This window comes from Variovorax boronicumulans (assembly GCF_030812215.1).
Taxonomy (GTDB): domain Bacteria; phylum Pseudomonadota; class Gammaproteobacteria; order Burkholderiales; family Burkholderiaceae_C; genus Variovorax; species Variovorax boronicumulans_C.
The window spans coordinates 428,933-447,558 of sequence record NZ_JAUSSG010000001.1 but is presented as its reverse complement, the minus strand read 5'-3'; the positions used below and the strand labels follow the sequence as shown (position 1 = coordinate 447,558).

16 protein-coding genes are annotated in these 18,626 nt (G+C 68.1%); 13 read left to right on the top strand and 3 right to left on the bottom strand.

Annotated features, from left to right (window positions below):
• Positions 1 to 61: 61 nt before the first annotated feature.
• Positions 62 to 979, top strand: a complete 918-nt coding sequence (locus J2W23_RS02050; protein ID WP_176658124.1) for a LysR family transcriptional regulator — start codon at positions 62 to 64, stop codon at positions 977 to 979.
• Here J2W23_RS02050 and J2W23_RS02045 read toward each other — a convergent pair.
• Positions 955 to 3,222, bottom strand: coding sequence for a DUF6351 family protein (locus J2W23_RS02045; RefSeq protein ID WP_307647493.1), 2,268 nt, complete (start codon positions 3,220 to 3,222; stop codon positions 955 to 957). The genes J2W23_RS02050 and J2W23_RS02045 overlap by 25 nt on opposite strands.
• A gap of 139 nt (positions 3,223 to 3,361) precedes the next feature.
• Between J2W23_RS02045 and J2W23_RS02040 the strand changes: the two genes are divergently transcribed.
• Positions 3,362 to 4,060: a Crp/Fnr family transcriptional regulator gene (locus J2W23_RS02040; protein ID WP_307647492.1), complete on the top strand. Its 699-nt coding sequence runs from the start codon at positions 3,362 to 3,364 to the stop codon at positions 4,058 to 4,060.
• An 18-nt stretch (positions 4,061 to 4,078) separates the two neighbouring features.
• On the opposite strand, the gene J2W23_RS02035 is transcribed toward J2W23_RS02040, so the two are convergent.
• Positions 4,079 to 4,363, bottom strand: coding sequence for a hypothetical protein (locus J2W23_RS02035; RefSeq protein WP_176658121.1), 285 nt, complete (start codon positions 4,361 to 4,363; stop codon positions 4,079 to 4,081).
• Between the two features lie 75 nt (positions 4,364 to 4,438).
• Between J2W23_RS02035 and J2W23_RS02030 the strand changes: the two genes are divergently transcribed.
• From J2W23_RS02030 to J2W23_RS02015, 4 genes are all read left to right on the top strand, one after another.
• A complete protein-coding gene (locus J2W23_RS02030) occupies positions 4,439 to 5,332 on the top strand; it encodes a LysR substrate-binding domain-containing protein (protein ID WP_176658974.1) in 894 nt (297 codons plus the stop codon).
• A 130-nt stretch (positions 5,333 to 5,462) separates the two neighbouring features.
• A complete protein-coding gene (locus J2W23_RS02025; protein ID WP_307647491.1) occupies positions 5,463 to 6,671 on the top strand; it encodes a CaiB/BaiF CoA transferase family protein in 1,209 nt (402 codons plus the stop codon).
• Between the two features lie 61 nt (positions 6,672 to 6,732).
• On the top strand, positions 6,733 to 7,713 hold the full coding sequence (locus J2W23_RS02020) for a hydroxymethylglutaryl-CoA lyase (RefSeq protein ID WP_307647490.1): 981 nt from the start codon (positions 6,733 to 6,735) through the stop codon (positions 7,711 to 7,713).
• Positions 7,714 to 7,765: 52 nt separating this feature from the next.
• Positions 7,766 to 8,770, top strand: a complete 1,005-nt coding sequence (locus J2W23_RS02015; RefSeq protein ID WP_307647489.1) for a Bug family tripartite tricarboxylate transporter substrate binding protein — start codon at positions 7,766 to 7,768, stop codon at positions 8,768 to 8,770.
• Positions 8,771 to 8,815: 45 nt separating this feature from the next.
• Here the strand turns inward: J2W23_RS02015 and J2W23_RS02010 are convergent, their stop codons facing one another.
• Positions 8,816 to 10,594, bottom strand: a complete 1,779-nt coding sequence (locus J2W23_RS02010; protein ID WP_307647488.1) for a carboxylesterase/lipase family protein — start codon at positions 10,592 to 10,594, stop codon at positions 8,816 to 8,818.
• Between the two features lie 278 nt (positions 10,595 to 10,872).
• Here J2W23_RS02010 and J2W23_RS02005 point away from each other — a divergent pair, with 278 nt between their 5' ends.
• From J2W23_RS02005 to J2W23_RS01975, 7 genes are all read left to right on the top strand, one after another.
• Entirely contained in the window at positions 10,873 to 12,684 is a 1,812-nt protein-coding gene (locus J2W23_RS02005; RefSeq protein ID WP_307647487.1) for an FAD-dependent oxidoreductase, read from the top strand.
• Positions 12,681 to 14,531: a 2-oxoacid:acceptor oxidoreductase subunit alpha gene (locus J2W23_RS02000; RefSeq protein WP_307647486.1), complete on the top strand. Its 1,851-nt coding sequence runs from the start codon at positions 12,681 to 12,683 to the stop codon at positions 14,529 to 14,531. The genes J2W23_RS02005 and J2W23_RS02000 overlap by 4 nt, the downstream gene beginning before the upstream one ends.
• Complete coding sequence (locus J2W23_RS01995) at positions 14,528 to 15,583, top strand: 2-oxoacid:ferredoxin oxidoreductase subunit beta (protein WP_176658115.1); 1,056 nt, start codon at positions 14,528 to 14,530, stop codon at positions 15,581 to 15,583. Before J2W23_RS02000 ends, J2W23_RS01995 begins: the two co-directional genes overlap by 4 nt.
• 45 nt (positions 15,584 to 15,628) lie before the next feature.
• Positions 15,629 to 16,066: a CBS domain-containing protein gene (locus J2W23_RS01990; protein WP_176658114.1), complete on the top strand. Its 438-nt coding sequence runs from the start codon at positions 15,629 to 15,631 to the stop codon at positions 16,064 to 16,066.
• A 46-nt stretch (positions 16,067 to 16,112) separates the two neighbouring features.
• Complete coding sequence (locus J2W23_RS01985; RefSeq protein WP_307647485.1) at positions 16,113 to 16,718, top strand: TetR/AcrR family transcriptional regulator; 606 nt, start codon at positions 16,113 to 16,115, stop codon at positions 16,716 to 16,718.
• A gap of 97 nt (positions 16,719 to 16,815) precedes the next feature.
• Positions 16,816 to 17,817, top strand: coding sequence for an NADP-dependent oxidoreductase (locus tag J2W23_RS01980; RefSeq protein ID WP_307647484.1), 1,002 nt, complete (start codon positions 16,816 to 16,818; stop codon positions 17,815 to 17,817).
• A gap of 37 nt (positions 17,818 to 17,854) precedes the next feature.
• Positions 17,855 to 18,532, top strand: a complete 678-nt coding sequence (locus J2W23_RS01975; protein ID WP_307647483.1) for an SDR family oxidoreductase — start codon at positions 17,855 to 17,857, stop codon at positions 18,530 to 18,532.
• Positions 18,533 to 18,626: the final 94 nt, after the last annotated feature.

Below are 18,626 nucleotides of genomic sequence, written 5' to 3'. Positions count from 1 at the left end.
TGCAGGTTCGGAGGGGTAGATGGCAAAATTGCATCCAACGCATTCCAGAATCGAATACACCATGGACACCCTGCGCGCCCTCTCGGCCTTCGTGCACAGCGTCGAACTCGGCAGCCTCTCGGGCGCGGCCCGCGCGCTCGACACCACGCAGCCCACCGTCAGCAAGCTGGTTGCAAGCCTGGAGCGTTCGCTGGGCGTTCGGCTGTTGCGCCGCGCAGCCACCGGCCTGAGCCTCACGGAAGAAGGGCAACGCTTCCACGAGCGCGCCCGCCGCGTGCTGGAGGACTACGGCGATGCCGTCGCCGATGCGCGCGAGCAGGTGCAGCAGCCGCAGGGCCTGCTGCGTGTGAGCGCGCCGGTCACCATGGGCCAGCGGCACCTCAATGCGATGGCGGTCGAGTTCCTGCGGCTGTACCCCGACATCGAACTCGAGCTGGTGCTCGACGACCGCTTCGTCGATCCGCGCGAGGAGCGCATCGACGTCTCGCTGCGCGTGGGCGGTGCGTTGCCGCCGGATCTCGTCGCGAAGCACCTGGGCGCATGGCCGCGCGTGCTCGTCGCGTCACCCGATTACGTGGCCGCGCGCGGCAAGCCCCGCCATCCGAAGGACCTGCTCTCGCACGACTACATCCGCTACGCCGCAGGCGACGACGGCCTGCTGCTGCAGGGCCCCGAAGGCGCGGTGACCGTGCCGGTGCGCAGCCGCTACCGCGTGAACAACGCGGTGGCCATGCTCGACAGCGTGCTGGGCGGCGCCGGCATTTCTCTGCAACCGACATGGATGGTGGCCGACCACCTGGCCGATGGCAGCCTGGTGCGCGTGCTCGCGCGCCACACGGGACCGGCGCAGGAGGTGCACCTGCTCTATGCCTCGCGCCGCCACCAGCCGCTGCGCGTGCGCGTGCTGGTGGACTTCCTGGCAGAGCGCGTCGCGCAACTGCCAGGGGCAAGCCGTCAGTCGAGCGGCAAGCGCAGGTAGGTGCCGCGCAGCGGCTCCTGGCCCGCGCCGGGCTTGCTCCAGTCGCACACACCGCTCGGGAAGATGGTCTGCAGCCGCGCGAGGTCGGCGCCTGCAATCGTCACCGAATAGTCCGCGGCGTTCACCGGCTTGAGCTGGCACTTGAGCACGTCGTTCACCATGGGCGAGCCGGCCTGGATGCGCGGCGTCGTGAAGCGCGGGTACACCAGGTTGCAGCTGGCGGCCGGGTCCATCGATGCGGCTTCGTCGATGCGCGTGCCGGTCTTGTTCCAGCAGGCATCGTTGGCGCCGGCGGGCTTGTTGCGCACCACCTTGTCGGTCGAGGCGGGCGCCGGGTCGGCCGCCATGTTGTCCAGCCACTTGTTCATCAGGTCGATCGAGCCGCTCATGTAGTCGTAGGCCGAGGTGGAGCCCAGCGTCCAGATGATCTGGTTGTCGCTGCGGCCGTTGGCGCGCTGCAGGCGGGCCCGGATGATCAGGTCCTGCGTCGTGTCGTGGATGTCGCCCACCGCATCGGCGTTGCCGCGCTGCGTGATGATCGGGATGTTCGCAAGGCCCGGTCCCCGGAAGCTGTTCTTGAAGCCGCCGGCGTAGGTGAGCTTGAGCGCGTCGGGGTCGGCTTCGGAGCGCGCAGCCTGCGGATTGCCGTCGCCGTCGTAGCCGCCGACCTTCTCGTTCAGGTCGAGGAATTCCTTCACCGAGATCGCGCCGCTGTTCAGCGCCGCCAGGCCGTACTGCAGGCCGATGTTGTCCAGCGGACGGCGCGCCTCCTGCGTGCCGGGACGCTTGCCCAGCAGGTTCACGTTGGTCTGGAACAGGTCGCAGCGGATGCCGTTGGGATTGGTTGCGCGGTTGAACACGTTCGACACGTTGGCCGGTTCGAGGAAGCCGCAGCCCGTCGCGTTGTCCGACTTGATGATGCTGGCGAAGGAGAAGTCCCAGCTCATGCAGGTGGTGATGCCGGTCTTGGGGTCGGTGTTGAAGCCGTTCACCGCGGTCTGCTTGGCGGTGGTCCAGGTGGCCGCGTCGAGCTTGTAGACGTTGTTCAGGAGGCGGCACTCCATCACCTCGGGCATCAGCGTCTCGGGGAACGACACGATGGGCTGGATGCCGTCGAGCAGGCCCGGGTAGAGCTGCGCGATCAGGTACTGCTGGATCGCACCGCCCGAGCCGCCGAATCCGACGGTCCACTTGGGCACTTCGCCGAATTCCTCGATGACGTGTTCCTTCATCATCATCAGCGTCTCGCCCTGCAGGTGCGGATTGGCGTGCTGGTTGTTCCAGAGCTCGGTGGAGTTCATGAAGGCGAAGCCGCGCGACAGCTGGATGTGGCCCACGTCGCCCAGGATCGTCTCGATGGGATGCACGCCCTGGTTGTATTGCGCAGAGCCGCAGCAGTCGAAGTAGGTGACGAGCTTCTTGTTCCAGCCGGCGCCGGGCTTCCACGTGGCGGGCGAGTCCTTGGCCGGGTTGTCGAGCACCGCGAGCCGGTACACGCCGCGGTTGATGGTGCCCGACTCCACGCGCACGATGTAGGGCACGGTGACGCCGTCGTTGGTGGTGGTCTCGGCGAGGTCGGCCGGGCGCGGGCCGGTGGGGTCGGCCAGCGGCTTGAAGGTGTTGGCCTTGGTGCGGTAGTACCAGACCACCTGCGTGGTGGCCGAGCAGTTGGCGTCCAGCGCCACGCCCAGTCCGTTCTGCACGGTGCGGCATTCGTACGGCGAGATGTGCGGGCCCGAAAGGATCGGCCCGGTGATCGGGTAGTTGACCAGCTTGGCCTCGGTGCGCTGCGCCGCGACGTCGGCATTGCTCACCACCAGCGTGTTCACGCTGCCGGTGGTGCTGGCCGCATCGGTCGTGAGGCCGGTGACGAGGCCGCGCAGCACGCGCGCGGTGCTGTTGAACACCGGCACCTGCGAGGTCACGTCTTTTCCGTTGAGGCTCACGCGCACCTTGTCGAGCGCAACGCCCGCGGGCGCGGTCACCTCGATGAGCGTGTCGCCGCCGCTGATCATGTCGGGTGCAGAAGAGAGCGTCCTGATCTGGAACGAAGCCGGTGTCGGCGTTGGCGTCGTGGGCGGCGGGTTGGCGCCCGGAAAGAACGGAAACACCGGGCCGCCATCGGACCCCCCGCCGCAACCTGCAACGAGCAGCGCGCCGGCCATCGCGATGCCTGCTGCGGCAACCTGGACGCGGGGCCACGGAGAAACCCGCTTGTGCGGGCGGCGAGGTGTAGCGAGCATGGAAGTCTCCTTCTGTTATGTGTTCTGGAAGATTAAGGATGGACGTTCCACGCAGCGGTCGTCGCGACGACACATGAGGCGCCGATCGCTAGAGGTAATCCCTGATTCCGCACCGGCATCCGCGCCGTCGGCGCCCGCCATGGAAGACATGGTGCGGCAGTCGCGATGGGCCGCCGGCCTTGCGCCCGCCGACGTCGAGCACGTGCTGGGCAGCATGCAGGAGCGGCAGTTCGCGCGCGGCGCCTGCATCGCGCGGGCCGGGCAACTCGTCGAGCACTGGATGGGGCTCATCGACGGTTTCGCCAAGATGTCGGTGGCATCCGAAGACGGACGCGTCTCCACCCTCACCGGCGTCTCGGCCGGCGTGTGGTTCGGCGAGGGCTCGCTCTTCAAGCACGAGGCGCGCCGCTACGACGTGTTGGCGCTGCGGCCCACGCGGGTGGCGCTGATGCCGCGCCGCACCTTCGAATGGCTGCGCGGCACCAGCGTGCCGTTCAACCACTACCTGCAGGACCTGCTGAACGCGCGGCTGAGCCTCTTCATCGGCGCGCTGGAACACGAGCGGCTGCTCGACACCGATGCGCGTGTCGCCAATTGCCTGGCGAGTCTTTTCAACCCCGACCTGTATCCCGATGCACCGCGCTTCCTCGAGGTGGGGCAGGTCGAGATCGGGCTGCTGGCGAACGTGTCGCGGCAGCGTGTGAACGTGGCGCTGCAGCGCCTGCAGGCACTGCAGCTCATCCGCCTGGAGAAACGAGGCCTGACCGTGCTCGACCTGGGCGGGCTGGTGAACTACAAGACCATCGACACCGGCGCACCGCCCGTGCGCTGCGCCTGAGGCGGCTTCAGCGCCGCATCACTCCGCGCGGACTTCGAAGTACGCCTCGTCGGCCTCGCCGAGTGCGCGAAAGCCCGCCGTCTTCGCCGCGTCGTAGGCCTTGGCCCAGCGCGCGGCCAGCGCGATCTCGTCCTTGGTGAGTTCGTCGGCGCTGGATTCGCTGGCGTTCTCGAATGCCTTCAACGCCGGCTCGACCTCGTCGCCCAGCAGCTTGTCGAGTTCGCGGCGAAAGCGTGTCTCGGCGGTGGCAATGACGTCGGAGGGGGCGTCGGGAAAGTCGATCAGTTTCACGGTGTAGCTCATGGGCCGCGATGCTACGTGATGACCGTGTCGGCGCGCACAATCGCGGCCATTCCCTTCGACCCAGCCCGCCGCGCCGTGAACCTGCACCGCCTCGACCTCGTCTCGCTCTCGCTCTTCAACCTCGTGGTGCGCACCGGCAGCATCAGCAAGGGCGCCGAACTTGCGCACCTGGCGGTGGGCGCGGCGAGCAAGCGCATTTCCGATCTGGAGGCGGCAGTGGGCACCGAACTCTTCGAGCGGCATTCGCGCGGCGTCACGCTCACCGTGGCGGGCGACGCGCTGCACCGGCATGCGCAGCGCATCCTCAGCGACGTCGACCAGCTCGCGGCCGACCTGTCCGACTACGCCTCCGGCGTGGTGGGCGTGGTGCGCCTGTGGGTCAACACCTCGGCCGTGACGCAGTTCCTGCCGCGCGAGCTCGCGAGCTTCGTGGCGGCCAACCCCGGCATCCGCATCGAGCTCGAAGAACAGAACAGCAGCGAGATCGTGCTGGCCGTGCTCGAAGGCCGCGCCGACGTCGGCATCTTTGCCGACCGCACGCCCACGCTGGGCCTGGACATCGTGAACTATCGCGAAGACCGCCTGGTGCTGGTGGTGCCGCGCGGCCACCCGCTCGCGCGGCGCAAGAGCGTGCGTTTCGAGGAGGCGTGCGACTTCGACTTCGTGACCCTCTCGGGCGCCACCTCGCTCGCGCAGCGCCTGCAGGCGGCCAGCGAAACGCTGGGGCGGCGGCTCAAGCTGCGCATCCAGGTGCGCAGCTTCGATGCGATGTGCCAGATGGTCGCCGCGGGCATGGGCGTGGCGGTGCTGCCGCGCGAGGCGATACAGCCGCACTTGCGCTCGATGAACCTGCGCGAGATCACGCTGGAGGACGACTGGACCCACCGGCACCTGGTGATCGGCCTGCGCGACGCGGGCGCCGTGCCGCGCCACGTGCGAACCCTCATCGACCACCTTTGCGCGGGTTAACCCCTTCCAGCTTTCGCGATCCGCGAAAGCTGGCTGCGCGCCTTTGTCGTTCCCTCCGAAGAGCCGGCTGCCCAGAATCCGGGCATCGGATGCAGCGCACCGTCTGCACGCCACCGGAGACTTCAAACGCATGGCTTCCACGCTACCCACCCCCAGCGCCTTGCAAGGCGTTCGCGTCATCGAGATGGGCCAGCTCATCGCCGGCCCCTTCGCGGGCAAGACGCTCGGCGAATTCGGCGCCGACGTCGTCAAGATCGAGCCGCCCGGCAGCGGCGATCCGCTGCGCAACTGGCGGCTGATCCAGGAGGGCACCTCGGTCTGGTGGCAGGTGCAGTCGCGCAACAAGCGTTCCATCGCGCTCGACCTGCGCAGCACCGAAGGCCAGGACATCGCGCGCAAGCTCATCGCCGAGGCCGATGTGCTGATCGAGAACTTCCGCCCCGGCACGCTGGAAGGCTGGGGCATGGGCTACGACGTGCTCTCGGCACTGAACCCCGGCCTCGTGATGCTGCGCATCTCGGGCTACGGACAGACCGGCCCCTACCGCGACCTGCCGGGCTTCGGCGCCATCGGCGAGGCGATGGGCGGGTTGCGCCATCTCACCGGCGAGCCGGGGAATGTGCCGGTGCGCTGCGGCATCTCCATCGGCGACACGCTGGCCGCGCTACACGGCACCATCGGCGTGCTCACGGCGCTCTATCACCGCAAGGTCAACGGCGGCAAGGGCCAGGTGATCGACGTCGCGCTCAACGAGGCGGTGTTCAACGTCATGGAGAGCCTCGTGCCCGAGTACAGCGCGTTCGGCGCGGTGCGCGAGCCCGCGGGCAGCGCGTTGCCCGGCATCGCGCCGTCGAACGCCTACCGCTGCAGCGACGGCTTCGTGCTGATCGCGGGCAACGGCGACAGCATCTTCAAGCGGCTGATGCAGGCCATCGGGCGCGACGACCTCGGCACCGACGCGGCGCTCGCCGACAACGCGGGCCGCGTGGCGCGCGTGGAAGAGCTCGACCGGGCCATCGAGGCCTGGACGCTCGGGCGTTCGGTGGCCGAGGTGCTCGACGTCCTCGGCGCGGTGCGCGTGCCCGCCGGCAAGGTCTACACCGCCAGGGACATCTGCGAAGACCCGCACTACCGTGCGCGCGACATGCTGCTGCAACAACGCACGCGCGACGGTCACGACATCGAGGTGCCCGGCGTGGTGCCCAAGCTCATGGGCACGCCGGGCACGGTGCGCTCCTCGGCACCGGGCCTGGGCGACGACACGGATTCGGTCTTGGACGAACTCGGCTTCACTGCCGACGACATCGCCGCTTTGCGCGGCAGAAAGGTGGTTGCATGAGCGCCGCGCCGGGCCGCCCCAAGCAAGCTCGCACCGCAGTGCGAAGCACGGAGATATGCCAATGACCGCGGTATGGAACGGCGCCTCGCAGCGCATCAGGATGTTCGAAGTCGGCACGCGCGACGGCCTGCAGGCGGAAGCGGCCTTCGTGCCGACCGAGGACAAGATCGCGCTGGTCAACGCGCTCTCGCGCGCGGGCATGGCGAAGATCGAGGTCACGGCCTTCGTCTCGCCCAAGGCGATACCCGCGCTGTCCGATGCAGAGATCGTGCTGCGCGAGATCGAGCGCGTGCCCGGCGTGGTCTACAGCGCATTGGTGCCCAACGTGCGCGGCGCGGAGCGCGCCATCGATGCGCGCGCCGACGAGATGAACCTCGTGATGTCGGCCAGCGAGAGCCACAACCTCGCCAACCTGCGGATGACGCGCGATCAGTCGCTGCGCGGCCTTGCCGAGGTGGCGGCGCTCGCGCGGCAGGCCGGCGTGGCGGTCAACGTGTCGCTCTCGTGCTGCTTCGGCTGCCCGATCGAAGGCGACCTTGCCGAGAGCGACGTTTTCGCATGGTGCGGTCGCTTCATCGACGAGATCGGCGCGACCGGCGTCACGCTGTGCGACACCACGGGCATGGCCTATCCGGGGCAGGTCGCGCGGATGGTGCGCGAGTTCATTGCGCGCTGGCCCGCCACCGACCTGACCCTGCACTTCCACAACACGCGCGGCATGGGCCTTGCGAACGTGCTGGCATCCATCGATGCGGGCGCGCGCTGCTTCGACGCCTCGATCGGCGGCATCGGCGGCTGCCCCTATGCGCCGGGCGCGTCGGGCAACGTGTGCAGCGAAGACATCGCGCATGCGCTGGGGCTCATGGGCTACGACACCGGCATCGACGTGCAGGCGCTGATGGCGGCCGCGCGGCGCCTGCCGGCGCTCATCGGGCACGACACGCCGAGCCAGATCGCGAAGGCCGGACGCCGGCTCGACCTGCATCCGGCGCCGGCCGATTTCGCGGCCACGCGCGCGCGGGCCCTGGCGCGCGAGCACTGACCACTGATTTCCCATCGACTTTCACTTCAGTAGAAAACCAGGAGACAAAGACATGAAACAAGAGATGAAACGGCATCCGAATCCTTCATCCGTGTCACGCCGCAGCCTCTGCGCGCTGACCGCTTTCGCAGCGCTGATCGGCAGCAGCGCCTTCGCGCAGACCTACCCCACGCGCCCCGTCACGATGGTCGTAGGGGCCGCCGCCGGTGGCACGACCGACATCGCGGGGCGCATGCTGGCCGATCCGCTCGGCAAGGCGCTGGGCCAGTCGGTCATCGTGGACAACAAGTCAGGCGCCAGCGGCGTGATCGCCGCAGTGCAGGTCAAGCGCGCCGAGCCCGATGGCCAGACGCTCCTGATGCAGTACTCGGGCTACCACGTCATCTCCCCGCACGTGGTCAAGCAGAAGCAGTGGGCGCCCGAAGACCTGCGCGCGGTGGCCAATGTGCTGAGCGCGCCGCAGGTGGTGGTGGTGCGCGCGGACGTGCCGGTCAAGAACATGGCCGAGCTGATCGCCTATGCCAAGGCGCACCCGGGCAAGCTCACTTTCGCATCGTCGGGCCCCGGCTCGCTGCAGCACGTGACCGGCGCCATGCTCGAGCAGCAGGCCGGCATCCGCATCACGCACATTCCCTACAAGGGCACGGGGCCGGCGCTGCAGGACCTGCTCGGCGGCCAGGTCGACATGACCTTCGGCACGCCGCCGCCTTTCATGCCGTTCATCCAGTCGGGCAAGCTGCGCGCCATCGCCGTGACCGGCAAGACGCGCGTGGCGTCGCTGCCGGGCGTGCCGACGGCTGCCGAGGTGGGGCTGCCGAACCTCGACGCGACCTCGTGGTTCGCGGTGTTCGCGCCGGCGAAGACGCCGCAGCCCGTCATCGACCGGCTCAACGCCGAGATCTCGAAGATCGTGGCGACGCCGGCTTTCCAGCAGAAGGCGGCGGAGTTGGGCGCGATGGCCGACTACATGAACGCCAAGCAGCTCGACGAGTTCAGCAAGGCCGAGTTCGTGCGCTGGGGCAAGGTGGTGGAGGCCGCGAAGATCGAGGCGGAATGACCGGAGGCCGGCGGCCGCGCATCGCAGCCGCCGTGCGCATCGCGGCTACTGCACCGTGATCGCCTTGGCCGACAGCGAGGCGTCGAAGTTCAGCATCGCCGGGTACTGCGGCCAGTTGACGCCCAGCGCCGCGTTGTTGGGGTCGCCGCTGCGGGCGAACGCCGCGAGGCTCTTCATCATCGCGTCCGACAGCTCCAGCCGGCCCGGCTCGTTCGCCTTCGAATTCGCGAACTTCGAATAGAGCGAAGGGCCGAAGTTGCCGAACACGAACGGCAGGTCGAACGTGTGCGCGGCACCGAAGATGTCGTTGAACGGCGCCGGCGACTTGTCCCAGTTGAACTGGTACCACCACAGCGGCACGTTCTGCGCCTGCAGCACCGGAAAGATCTGCTTGCGCAGCGCGATGAAGAAGTACTGGTTGTACAGGTCGGTCCTCGCGTTGAAGCCGGTCACCGGTGTGGTGACCGGCAGGTACTGGCCGGGGATCCATTGCTCCAGCGACGTGGTTGGCGCCGCGTTCGGGTCGTAGCTGTAGGCCATCGCGAACACCGTGGGGTCGTCCAGGAGCCGGCCGCTGATGCCGCCGAACGCGGGCGAGGTGGCCAGGTTCTGCGGGAAGAGCTTGGTCTCGTCGCGCGTGTAGCCCGCCATCACCGGCACTTTCAGGAACTGCCCCGCGTTGATTGCCGCGATCGGATCGACCGGGACCACCGTGCCGTCGTTCAGCGGGTTGGAGGCCGACAGGCCCAGCGGCGCCAGCTTCTTGAGCACCGTCTGCAGCAAGGTGTCCGCGCTCTTGGACCGGAGGTAGGCGGCCAGGTCCGCGTTGCTCTGCCTGGCGATGTAGGTCGCCGCGGCCGCGTCGTCCGCCACGGTGCCGTCGGCCACGAGCAGGGCGCTCAGCAGCGCATTGACCTGGTTCGGCTTGGTCGTCGCCGTCGCGACGCCGCCGCTCAGCGGAACCAGCCGCTGGAACAGCGCCGGCTTGGCGTTGGCCACCAGCGGCGAGACCATCAGCGCGTAGATGTTGACGGCGCCGGCCGACTGGCCCATCAGCGTGACGTTGGCCGGGTCGCCGCCGAAGGCCGCGATGTTCGCGTTGACGAACTTCATGCCCTTGATGAGGTCCAGGATCGCGTAGTTGCCGGAGTCGTCGTTCGCATCCAGGCCGGCCTTGAGCTGCGGCGAGGCGAGGAAGCCCATGATGCCCAGGCGATAGTTCACCGTGACCACGACCGCGTTGGCCGCCTTCGCGAGCGCGGCGCCGTTGTAGACCGGATCGCCCGTGTAGCCGGTGATGTTGCTGCCGCCGTAGACGAAGACGATGACGGGCAGCTTGTCGGTCGCCTTGGCTGTCGACGGCGCCCAGATGTTGAGGTACAGGCAGTCCTCGGAGCCGGTGGTCTTGCCGATGGACGTGCCGATGGTCGCGTCGTACTGGTTGTTCTGGCCCGGGCCGTAGAGGCGGCCGGTCTGCACGCAGGCGTTGCCGAGCTTCTGCGTTGTCTTGACCGCGGTCCAGGGCGTCGGATCGACCGGTGCCTTCCAGCGCAGCTCGCCGACCGGCGGCTTGGCGAAGGGCACGCCCTTCCAGCTGTAGGTGCCGTTCGTCGCGGCATCGTCGGTGCCCAGGATGCTGCCGTAGACGGTGGCGCGCTGCAGGGGCGAGGTCGCGGCCGGAGGCGGTTCGCTGGGTGGCGGGGAGGTCGTGGCCGGGGGGAGGGGCGTGAACACGGGGTTGTTGCTCCCGCCGCCGCCGCAAGCGGTCAGCTGCAGCAGGGCAAGGACGGCGCAGGCGATGCCGGCGCGCAAGTGGCGAATCATGGTGATGTCTCCGTTTGTCTCTGTTGTCGTGGCCGTCAGCCAGGCTGCAGGCCGTCTCTGGCCCGCCGGCATGCGTGCAAGCAGGCTGGCGGGCGACCACAGTCTGGGCAGGGCGCAGGCCGAATCCAATGTGGCGCGCGCACATCGTTCGGGCGCGTTCTATGTGAGCGCCGCTGCGGGATTTCACCAAGGTGGTGCAACCGCCACTGCGGCGCATACTGCGCCAAACCCCACAAGCCGGCCCCTTCGGGGCCAGGGCGACTGTCAGGAGAAACGCATTGCAGCGAACCGACATTGCCAACCCGGCCTATTTCCACAAGGTCGTCGATTGCCAGTACGCCTGTCCGGCGCACACCCCCGTCCCCGAGTACATCCGCATGATCGCGCAGCGCCGCTACGGCGATGCGTACATGATCAACTGGGCCTCCAACGTCTTCCCGGGCATCCTCGGGCGCACCTGCGACCGGCCCTGCGAGCCGGCCTGCCGGCGCGGGCGCGTGGAGGAAAGCAATGCCCAGGCGCCTGAGCCGGTGGCCATCTGCCGCCTCAAGCGCGTGGCCGCCGACATGAAGGACGACGTGCGCGCGCGCATGCCCAAGCCCGCGGCGAAGAACGGCAAGCGCGTCGCCTGCATCGGCGCGGGGCCGGCCTCGCTCACCGTGGCGCGCGACCTCGCACCGCTTGGCTACGAGGTGACGGTGTTCGACGGCGAGGCCAAGGCGGGCGGCTTCATCCGCACGCAGATCCCGCGCTTTCGCCTGCCCGAATCGGTGATCGACGAGGAAACGGGCTATGTGCTCGACCTGGGCGTCGAGTTCCGCGGCGGTGAGCGCATCGACTCGATGAAGGCGCTGATGGCCGAGGGGTGGGACGCGATCTTCGTCGGCTGCGGCGCGCCGCGCGGGCGCGACCTCGACGTGCCCGGCCGCAAGGAAGCGGCGGCCAGCATTCACATCGGCATCGACTGGCTCAACTCCGTGTCCTTCGGCCACATCACGCGCATCGGCCAGCGCGTGATCGTGCTGGGCGGCGGCAACACGGCCATGGACTGCTGCCGCTCGGCGCGGCGCCTGGGCGGCACCGACGTGAAGGTGATCGTGCGCAGCGGCTTCGACGAGATGAAGGCCTCGCCGTGGGAGAAGGAAGACGCGCAGCACGAGGGCATTCCGATCGTCAACTTCCACGTGCCCAAGGCCTTTGTGCATGACCAGGGTCAGCTCAAGGGCATGACCTTCGAGGTGGTCCGCGCCGAGTACGACGACAAGGGCCGCCGCTCGCTGGTGCCCACCGGCGAGCCCGATGCCTTCTTCGAATGCGACGAGGTGCTGGTCGCGGTGGGACAGGAAAACGCCTTTCCGTGGATCGAGCGCGACAGCGGCATCGCCTTCGACAAGTGGGGCCTGCCCACGCTCGACAAGAACACCTTCCAGTCGACGGTGCCGAACGTGTTCTTCGGCGGCGATGCGGCCTTCGGCCCGAAGAACATCATCACGGCCGTGGCCCACGGCCATGAGGCGGCCGTGTCGATCGACAAGCTGCTGCGCGCCGAGCCGGTGTACGTGCGCCCCGCGCCCATGACCAACCTGGTGTCGCAGAAGATGGGCATCCACGAGTGGAGCTACGACAACGACACCTCCAACGACCTGCGCTACAAGGTGCCGTGGGCCAAGGCCGAGACGGCGCTCGCGAGCATCCGCGTGGAGGTGGAGCTGGGCTTCGACGCCGCCACCGCCTTCAAGGAGGCCGAGCGGTGCCTCAACTGCGACGTGCAGACCGTGTTCACCGAACCCGCCTGCATCGAGTGCGATGCCTGCGTGGACATCTGCCCGATGGACTGCATCAGCTTCACCGAGAACGGCGACGAGGCCGACCTGCGCGGCCGGCTCAAGGCGCCCGCGTTGAATCTTGCGCAGGACCTGTACGTGTCCGGCGGGTTGAAGACCGGACGCGTGATGGTGAAGGACGAGGACGTCTGCCTGCACTGCGGCCTGTGCGCCGAGCGCTGCCCCACGGGGGCCTGGGACATGCAGAAATTCCTGCTGAAGATGACGCCGGCGGGCCAAGCGCATGAGCAGGGGGTGGCGGCATGAGCGCACCTGTTCCGCAGATCGAAGGCATCAACGACTTCGTCATCAAGTTCGCCAACGTCAACGGCTCGGGTTCGGCCTCGGCCAACGAACTGTTTGCCAAGGCCATCTTGCGCATGGGCGTGCCGGTGAGCCCGCGCAACATCTTCCCGAGCAACATCCAGGGCCTGCCGACCTGGTACGAGGTGCGCGTGACCGAAGCGGGCCATCTCGGGCGCCGCGGCGGCACCGACATGATGGTGGCGATGAACCCGCAGACCTGGGACGCCGACCTGGCCGAGCTGGAACCCGGCGGCTATCTCTTCTACGACAGCACGCGGCCGTTGCCGCCCTCGAAGTTCCGCGACGACATCCGCGTGATCGGCATGCCGCTCACCGAGATCTGCAACGCGGTCTATCAGGACCCGCGCCAGCGGCAGCTCTTCAAGAACATCGTCTACGTCGGCGCGCTGGCCATCCTTTTGGGCATCGAGCCCGAGGTGGTCGAGAAGCTCTTCGGCGAGCAGTACAAGGGCAAGGAAAAACTGCTGGCCTCCAACGTGCAGGCGCTGCACCTGGGCTGCGACTTCGCGCGCGAGCACCTGCGCGAACCGCTGGGCATCCAGGTGCGGCGCGCCGACCGCGTGGGCAGCCGCATCTTCGTGGACGGCAACAGCGCGGCGGCGCTGGGCTGCGTGTATGGCGGTGCGACGGTGGCGGCCTGGTACCCGATCACGCCGTCGTCCTCGGTGGCCGAGGCTTTCCAGAAGTACTGCACCAAGTTCCGCGTGGACCCCGCCACCGGCCAGCACCGCTTTGCCATCGTGCAGGCCGAAGACGAGCTCGCCTCCATCGGCATGGTGGTGGGCGCCGGATGGAACGGCGCGCGCGCCTTCACGCCGACCTCGGGGCCGGGCATCTCCCTCATGACCGAGTTCATCGGCCTCGCGTACTTCGCGGAGATTCCGGTCACGCTCATCAACGTGCAGCGCGGCGGGCCTTCCACGGGCATGCCGACGCGCACGCAGCAGGCCGACATCCTCTCGTGCGCCTATGCCTCGCACGGCGACACCAAGCATGTGCTGCTGTTCCCCGAAGACCCGCACGAGTGCTTTGAACATGCGGCGGCCGCGCTGGACCTGGCCGACCGGCTGCAGACGCCGGTGTTCCTCATGACCGACCTGGACATCGGCATGAACCAGCGCCTGTGCGAGCCCTTCGCATGGGACGACGCCAAGGCCTACGACCGCGGCAAGGTGATGACCGCCGAAGAGCTGGAGGCGGGCCGCGATTTCGGCCGCTACAAGGACGTGGACGGCGACGGCATTCCATGGCGCACGCTGCCGGGCACGCACCCGACCAAGGGCAGCTACTTCACGCGAGGCACCACGCGCGATGCGTATGCGCGGTACTCGGAGCGCGGGCCGGACTACATCTACAACGTCGAGCGGCTGCTGAAGAAGTTCGCCACCGCGGCCACGCTGGTGCCTCAGCCGGTGCTGCGGCCCGCGGCAGAGAAGACCGACCTGGGCGTGATCTATTTCGGATCGACCAGCCCGTCGATGCACGAGGCGCTCGAGGCGCTGGAAGAAGAGGGCATCCACCTCGATGCGATGCGGCTGCGCGCGTTTCCGTTCCCCGAGAGCGTGGCGGAGTTCCTCGCCGCGCACCGGCAGGTGTTCGTGGTCGAGCAGAACCGCGATGCGCAGATGCGCAGCCTGCTGGTCAACGAGCTGGAGTTCGATCCGGCCCGGCTGGTGCGCGTGCTGCATTTCGACGGCACGCCGATCACCGCGCGCTTCATCGGCCAGGCCATCGCCGCGCATGTGCGGAAGACGGCCGGCGTCGCCACTGCGAAGGAATCCGCATGACCTATCTCGCCAAGCCACGGCTGCACCATCCGACGCTGGCCACCAACAAGGTCGGCTACAAGCGGCGCGACTACGAGGGCAAGATCTCCACGCTGTGCGCCGGCTGCGGCCACGACTCGATTTCCGCCGCGATCATCGAGGCCTGCTGGGAGCTGGACATCGAGCCGCACCGCGTCGCCAAGCTCTCGGGCATCGGCTGCAGCTCGAAGACGCCGGACTATTTTCTCGGCGCCTCGCACGGCTTCAACACCGTGCACGGCCGCATGCCCAGCGTGCTGACCGGCGCCAACCTGGCCAACCGCGACCTGCTGTACCTGGGCGTCTCGGGCGACGGCGACTCGGCTTCCATCGGCCTCGGCCAGTTCGCGCATGCCATGCGGCGCGGCGTGCGCATGGCCTACATCGTGGAGAACAACGGCGTCTACGGCCTCACCAAGGGCCAGTTCTCGGCCACGGCCGACCAGGGCTCCAAGAGCAAGAAGGGCGTGGTCAACACCGACAGCCCGGTGGACCTGGTGGCGCTGGCGCTGCAACTGGGCGCGAGCTACGTGGGGCGCGGCTTCTCGGGCAACAAGGCGCAGCTGGTGCCGCTCATCAAGGGTGCGATCAGCCACGGCGGCTCGGCCTTCATCGATGTGATCAGCCCGTGCGTCGCCTTCAACAACCACCCCGGCAGCACCAAGAGCTACGACTACGTGCGCGAGCACAACGAGGCGGTGAGCCGCATCGACTTCATCAGCGGGCGCGAGGAAATCACCGCCGACATCGGCCCGGGCGAGGTGATGGATGTGCGCCAGCACGACGGCACGCTGCTGCGGCTGCGCAGCCTCCACCCCGACTACAACCCCGGCGACCGCTACGCCGCGATGGCCTACATGCAGCGCCACCACGAGATGGGCGAGGTGGTGACCGGGCTGCTCTACGTCGACCCGCTGGCCACCGACCTGCACACGGCGCTCAACACCTCCAGCCGGCCGCTCAACACGCTGGACGCCGACGCGCTGTGCCCCGGCGCGACCGCGCTGGAAAAGCTGAACGCCTCCTTGCGCTGAGCCGGCGCCGGCGGCACCATCGACCTTACTTCCGGAGGGCGCACCATGGCCGAGCGCACCGTTTTCCAATCCGTCACGCGCAAGCACGTCGTCAGCCTGGGTCCGCAGGCCAGCGTGCGCGACGCCGCCTGCGTGATGACGCGTGCCAACTGCGGCAGCGTGCTCGTCATGGAGCTGCCCGACACGCTGCTGGGCATCCTCACCGAGCGCGACCTGATGACCCGCGTGCTCGCCAAGGGGCTCGACCCCGACCGCACGCCGGTGCGAGAGGTCATGACGCCCAACCCGATCTGCGTGCCGCCCGAGACGCTGGTGTCCGACGCGGTCGTGCTGATGCTGGAGCGCGGCTTTCGCCACCTGCCGCTGGTGTCGGGGGCGAAGATCCTGGGCGTGTTCTCGGTGCGCGATGCGATGCCGCGGGAAATCGGCGCGGCGCTCAGCCAGACGGAATTCAACGAGCAGGTGAACGACGCACTGGGTTGAGAAGCGGCAGTTGGCAGCCGTCTTGCGCTTGCCCGGTTAATTTGGCATGATGCGCGTAATGCCAAACTCGAAAATCAACGCCAGGAGTGCCGCCAAGGAGGCTTCGCACGAACGCATCGTGGCCGTGGCCGCCAAGGCCATTCGCCGCAGCGGCTACGACGGCACCGGCGTCGCCGACATCATGAAAGAGGCGGGCCTGACGCACGGCGCGTTCTACGCGCATTTCCCGTCGCGCGAAGCCATGCTGGCCGAAGCTGCCGTCCGGGCGTGCGCGGAGTCGGCGGCCGCAGCAACGGACGCCGCGGCCAGTGTCCCCACCGGCAAGGCCCTGGAGCGCATGCTGCGCGCCTACCTCTCGAAAGAGCACCAGGAGCACGCGGACATCGGCTGCCCCTTGGCCGCGCTGGGCTCGGAAACCCCGCGGCAGGCGCCTGAAGTGCGCAGCGCGACGACCCGGCACATCAAGGCGATGGTCGACCTGGTCGCCCGCCAGTTGCCCGATTGGGGGCAGCCCGGCGCCCACGAGCAGGCGCTGGTGACGATTGCCACCATGGTCGGCGCCTTGACGCTGGCCCGCGCGGTCGACGAGCCCGCGCTGTCCGAGCGCCTGCTCGAGACGGCCCTCCAGCGGCTGCTTCCCGCCGGCGCCTGATTTCAACCTGGAGGATGCCGGCCATTTGCTTGCCTTTAAATATGATGAACATCATGCGAAGTTCGATTTTTTCCTCCGCCAATCCCAAGGAAACACCATGAAGGCATTTGTTCTCGATCGGTACGGCAAGAAAGGTGCGTTGCGATCGGCGGACATGCCGATGCCCAGCCTGCGCGACGACGAGGTCCTGGTCGAGGTCCACGCCGCGGGTGTGAACCTGCTGGACGCCAAGATCAGGAACGGCGAGTTCAAGCTCATCCTGCCGTACCGCCTGCCGCTCGTGCTGGGGCACGACGTGGCCGGCGTCGTGGTCAAGACCGGGCCGCAGGTGCGGCAGTTCAAGGTGGGCGACGAGGTCTATGCGCGGACCGACGATTTCCGCATCGGCACCTTCGCGGAGTTCGTACCGGTGAAGGAAGCCTCGCTCGCGCTCAAGCCCGGGAACCTCACGATGGAGGAGGCCGCTTCCATCCCCCTGGTCGGCCTGACCGCATGGCAGGCGCTCGTTGAGAAGGCGGGGCTCGGGAAGGGGCAGCAGGTCTTCATCCAGGCGGGCTCCGGCGGCGTAGGCACCTTTGCCATCCAGCTCGCGAAGCACCTGGGCGCCACCGTCGCCACGACGACGGGCACGTCCAATGTCGAGTTCGTCCGGCGCCTGGGTGCGGACGTCGTCGTCGATTACCGCAAGCAGGATTTCGAAGACATCCTGAGCGGCTGCGACGTCGTGCTGAACAGCCAGGACGGCAAGACGCTCGAGAAGTCCCTGCGCGTGCTCAAGTGCGGCGGAAAGCTCATCTCCATTTCCGGGCCGCCCGATCCAGAATTCGGCGAGGCGATCGCAGCGCCCGGTTTCGTGCGGCTGGTCATCCGGCTGCTGAGCGCCGGCATCCGGCGCCGGGCGCGCGCCCGCGGCGTGGGCTATTCGTTCCTCTTCATGAGGGCGAACGGCGGCCAGTTGCGCGAGATCGCCCGGCTCATCGAGTCCGGCGCCATCCGCCCGGTGATCGATCGCGTCTTTCCCTTCGCTTCGACCAACGAGGCGCTCGCCTATGTCGAAGCCGGCCGTGCCAAGGGCAAGGTCGTCATCAAGCTCAAGTGAACCTGTTTTTCAACCCACAACCCCCTGGAGATATTTCATGAAGATCGAAAATGCAGTCGTCCTCGTCACCGGTGCCAACCGCGGCCTCGGCCTCGCATTCACGCGCGAATTGCTCGCCCGCGGCGCCCGCAAGGTCTACGCCGGTGCACGCGACCCCGCCACCGTCACGCAGGCCGGCGTCGAGCCGCTGCGGCTCGACGTCAACAAGCCCGACGAGGTGGCCGCCGCCGCGGCGCTGGCCTCGGACGTGACGCTGGTCATCAACAACGCCGGCATCGCGCAGGCCGGAGGTTTTCTCGCGCCCGACAGCGAAGAGGTCGCGCGCCGCCTCTTGGAGACCAACTTCTTCGCCGTGCTGCGCATGAGCAAGGCCTTTGCGCCGGTGCTCGCGGCCAACGGCGGCGGCGCGTTGCTCAATGTGCTGTCGGTCGCCTCGTGGGTGAACGGCGGCGAGTTGGCCGCGTATTCGGCGAGCAAGTCCGCGGCCTGGTCGCTCACCAACGCGCTGCGCAGCGAACTCGCGCCGCAGAAGACCCAGGTGCTGGGGCTGCACATGGCCTATGTCGACACCGACATGACCAGCAGCTTCGACGTGCCCAAGTCCAGCCCCGAGGACATCGTCCGGCGTGCGCTCGACGGGCTCGAAGCCGGCCAGGACGAAGTGCTGGCCGACGAAATCACGCAGCAGGTCAGGCGAGGCATGGCGGTGTCTTGAAGCAAGACTCGCCGGTGATCTGAAAGAACGTTCCAACGCGCACGACCACCGCGGGTGGCGTGCAATTGAAAGCCCCAGCGCCTTTTGGGGCAGA

Bases quoted from the DNA above. Each gene is read 5' to 3' on its own strand.
- J2W23_RS01975 (WP_307647483.1), top strand. From the start codon at position 17,855: ATGAAGATCGAAAATGCAGTCGTCCTCGTCACCGGTGCCAACCGCGGC.
- J2W23_RS02020 (WP_307647490.1), top strand. From the start codon at position 6,733: ATGACCGCGGTATGGAACGGCGCCTCGCAGCGCATCAGGATGTTCGAA.
- J2W23_RS01980 (WP_307647484.1), top strand. From the start codon at position 16,816: ATGAAGGCATTTGTTCTCGATCGGTACGGCAAGAAAGGTGCGTTGCGA.
- J2W23_RS02050 (WP_176658124.1), top strand. From the start codon at position 62: ATGGACACCCTGCGCGCCCTCTCGGCCTTCGTGCACAGCGTCGAACTC.
- J2W23_RS02035 (WP_176658121.1), bottom strand. From the start codon at position 4,363: ATGAGCTACACCGTGAAACTGATCGACTTTCCCGACGCCCCCTCCGAC.
- J2W23_RS02000 (WP_307647486.1), top strand. From the start codon at position 12,681: ATGAGCGCACCTGTTCCGCAGATCGAAGGCATCAACGACTTCGTCATC.
- J2W23_RS02010 (WP_307647488.1), bottom strand. From the start codon at position 10,594: ATGATTCGCCACTTGCGCGCCGGCATCGCCTGCGCCGTCCTTGCCCTG.
- J2W23_RS02045 (WP_307647493.1), bottom strand. From the start codon at position 3,222: ATGCTCGCTACACCTCGCCGCCCGCACAAGCGGGTTTCTCCGTGGCCC.
- J2W23_RS02015 (WP_307647489.1), top strand. From the start codon at position 7,766: ATGAAACAAGAGATGAAACGGCATCCGAATCCTTCATCCGTGTCACGC.
- J2W23_RS01985 (WP_307647485.1), top strand. From the start codon at position 16,113: ATGATGCGCGTAATGCCAAACTCGAAAATCAACGCCAGGAGTGCCGCC.
- J2W23_RS02025 (WP_307647491.1), top strand. From the start codon at position 5,463: ATGGCTTCCACGCTACCCACCCCCAGCGCCTTGCAAGGCGTTCGCGTC.
- J2W23_RS02040 (WP_307647492.1), top strand. From the start codon at position 3,362: ATGGAAGACATGGTGCGGCAGTCGCGATGGGCCGCCGGCCTTGCGCCC.
- J2W23_RS01990 (WP_176658114.1), top strand. From the start codon at position 15,629: ATGGCCGAGCGCACCGTTTTCCAATCCGTCACGCGCAAGCACGTCGTC.
- J2W23_RS01995 (WP_176658115.1), top strand. From the start codon at position 14,528: ATGACCTATCTCGCCAAGCCACGGCTGCACCATCCGACGCTGGCCACC.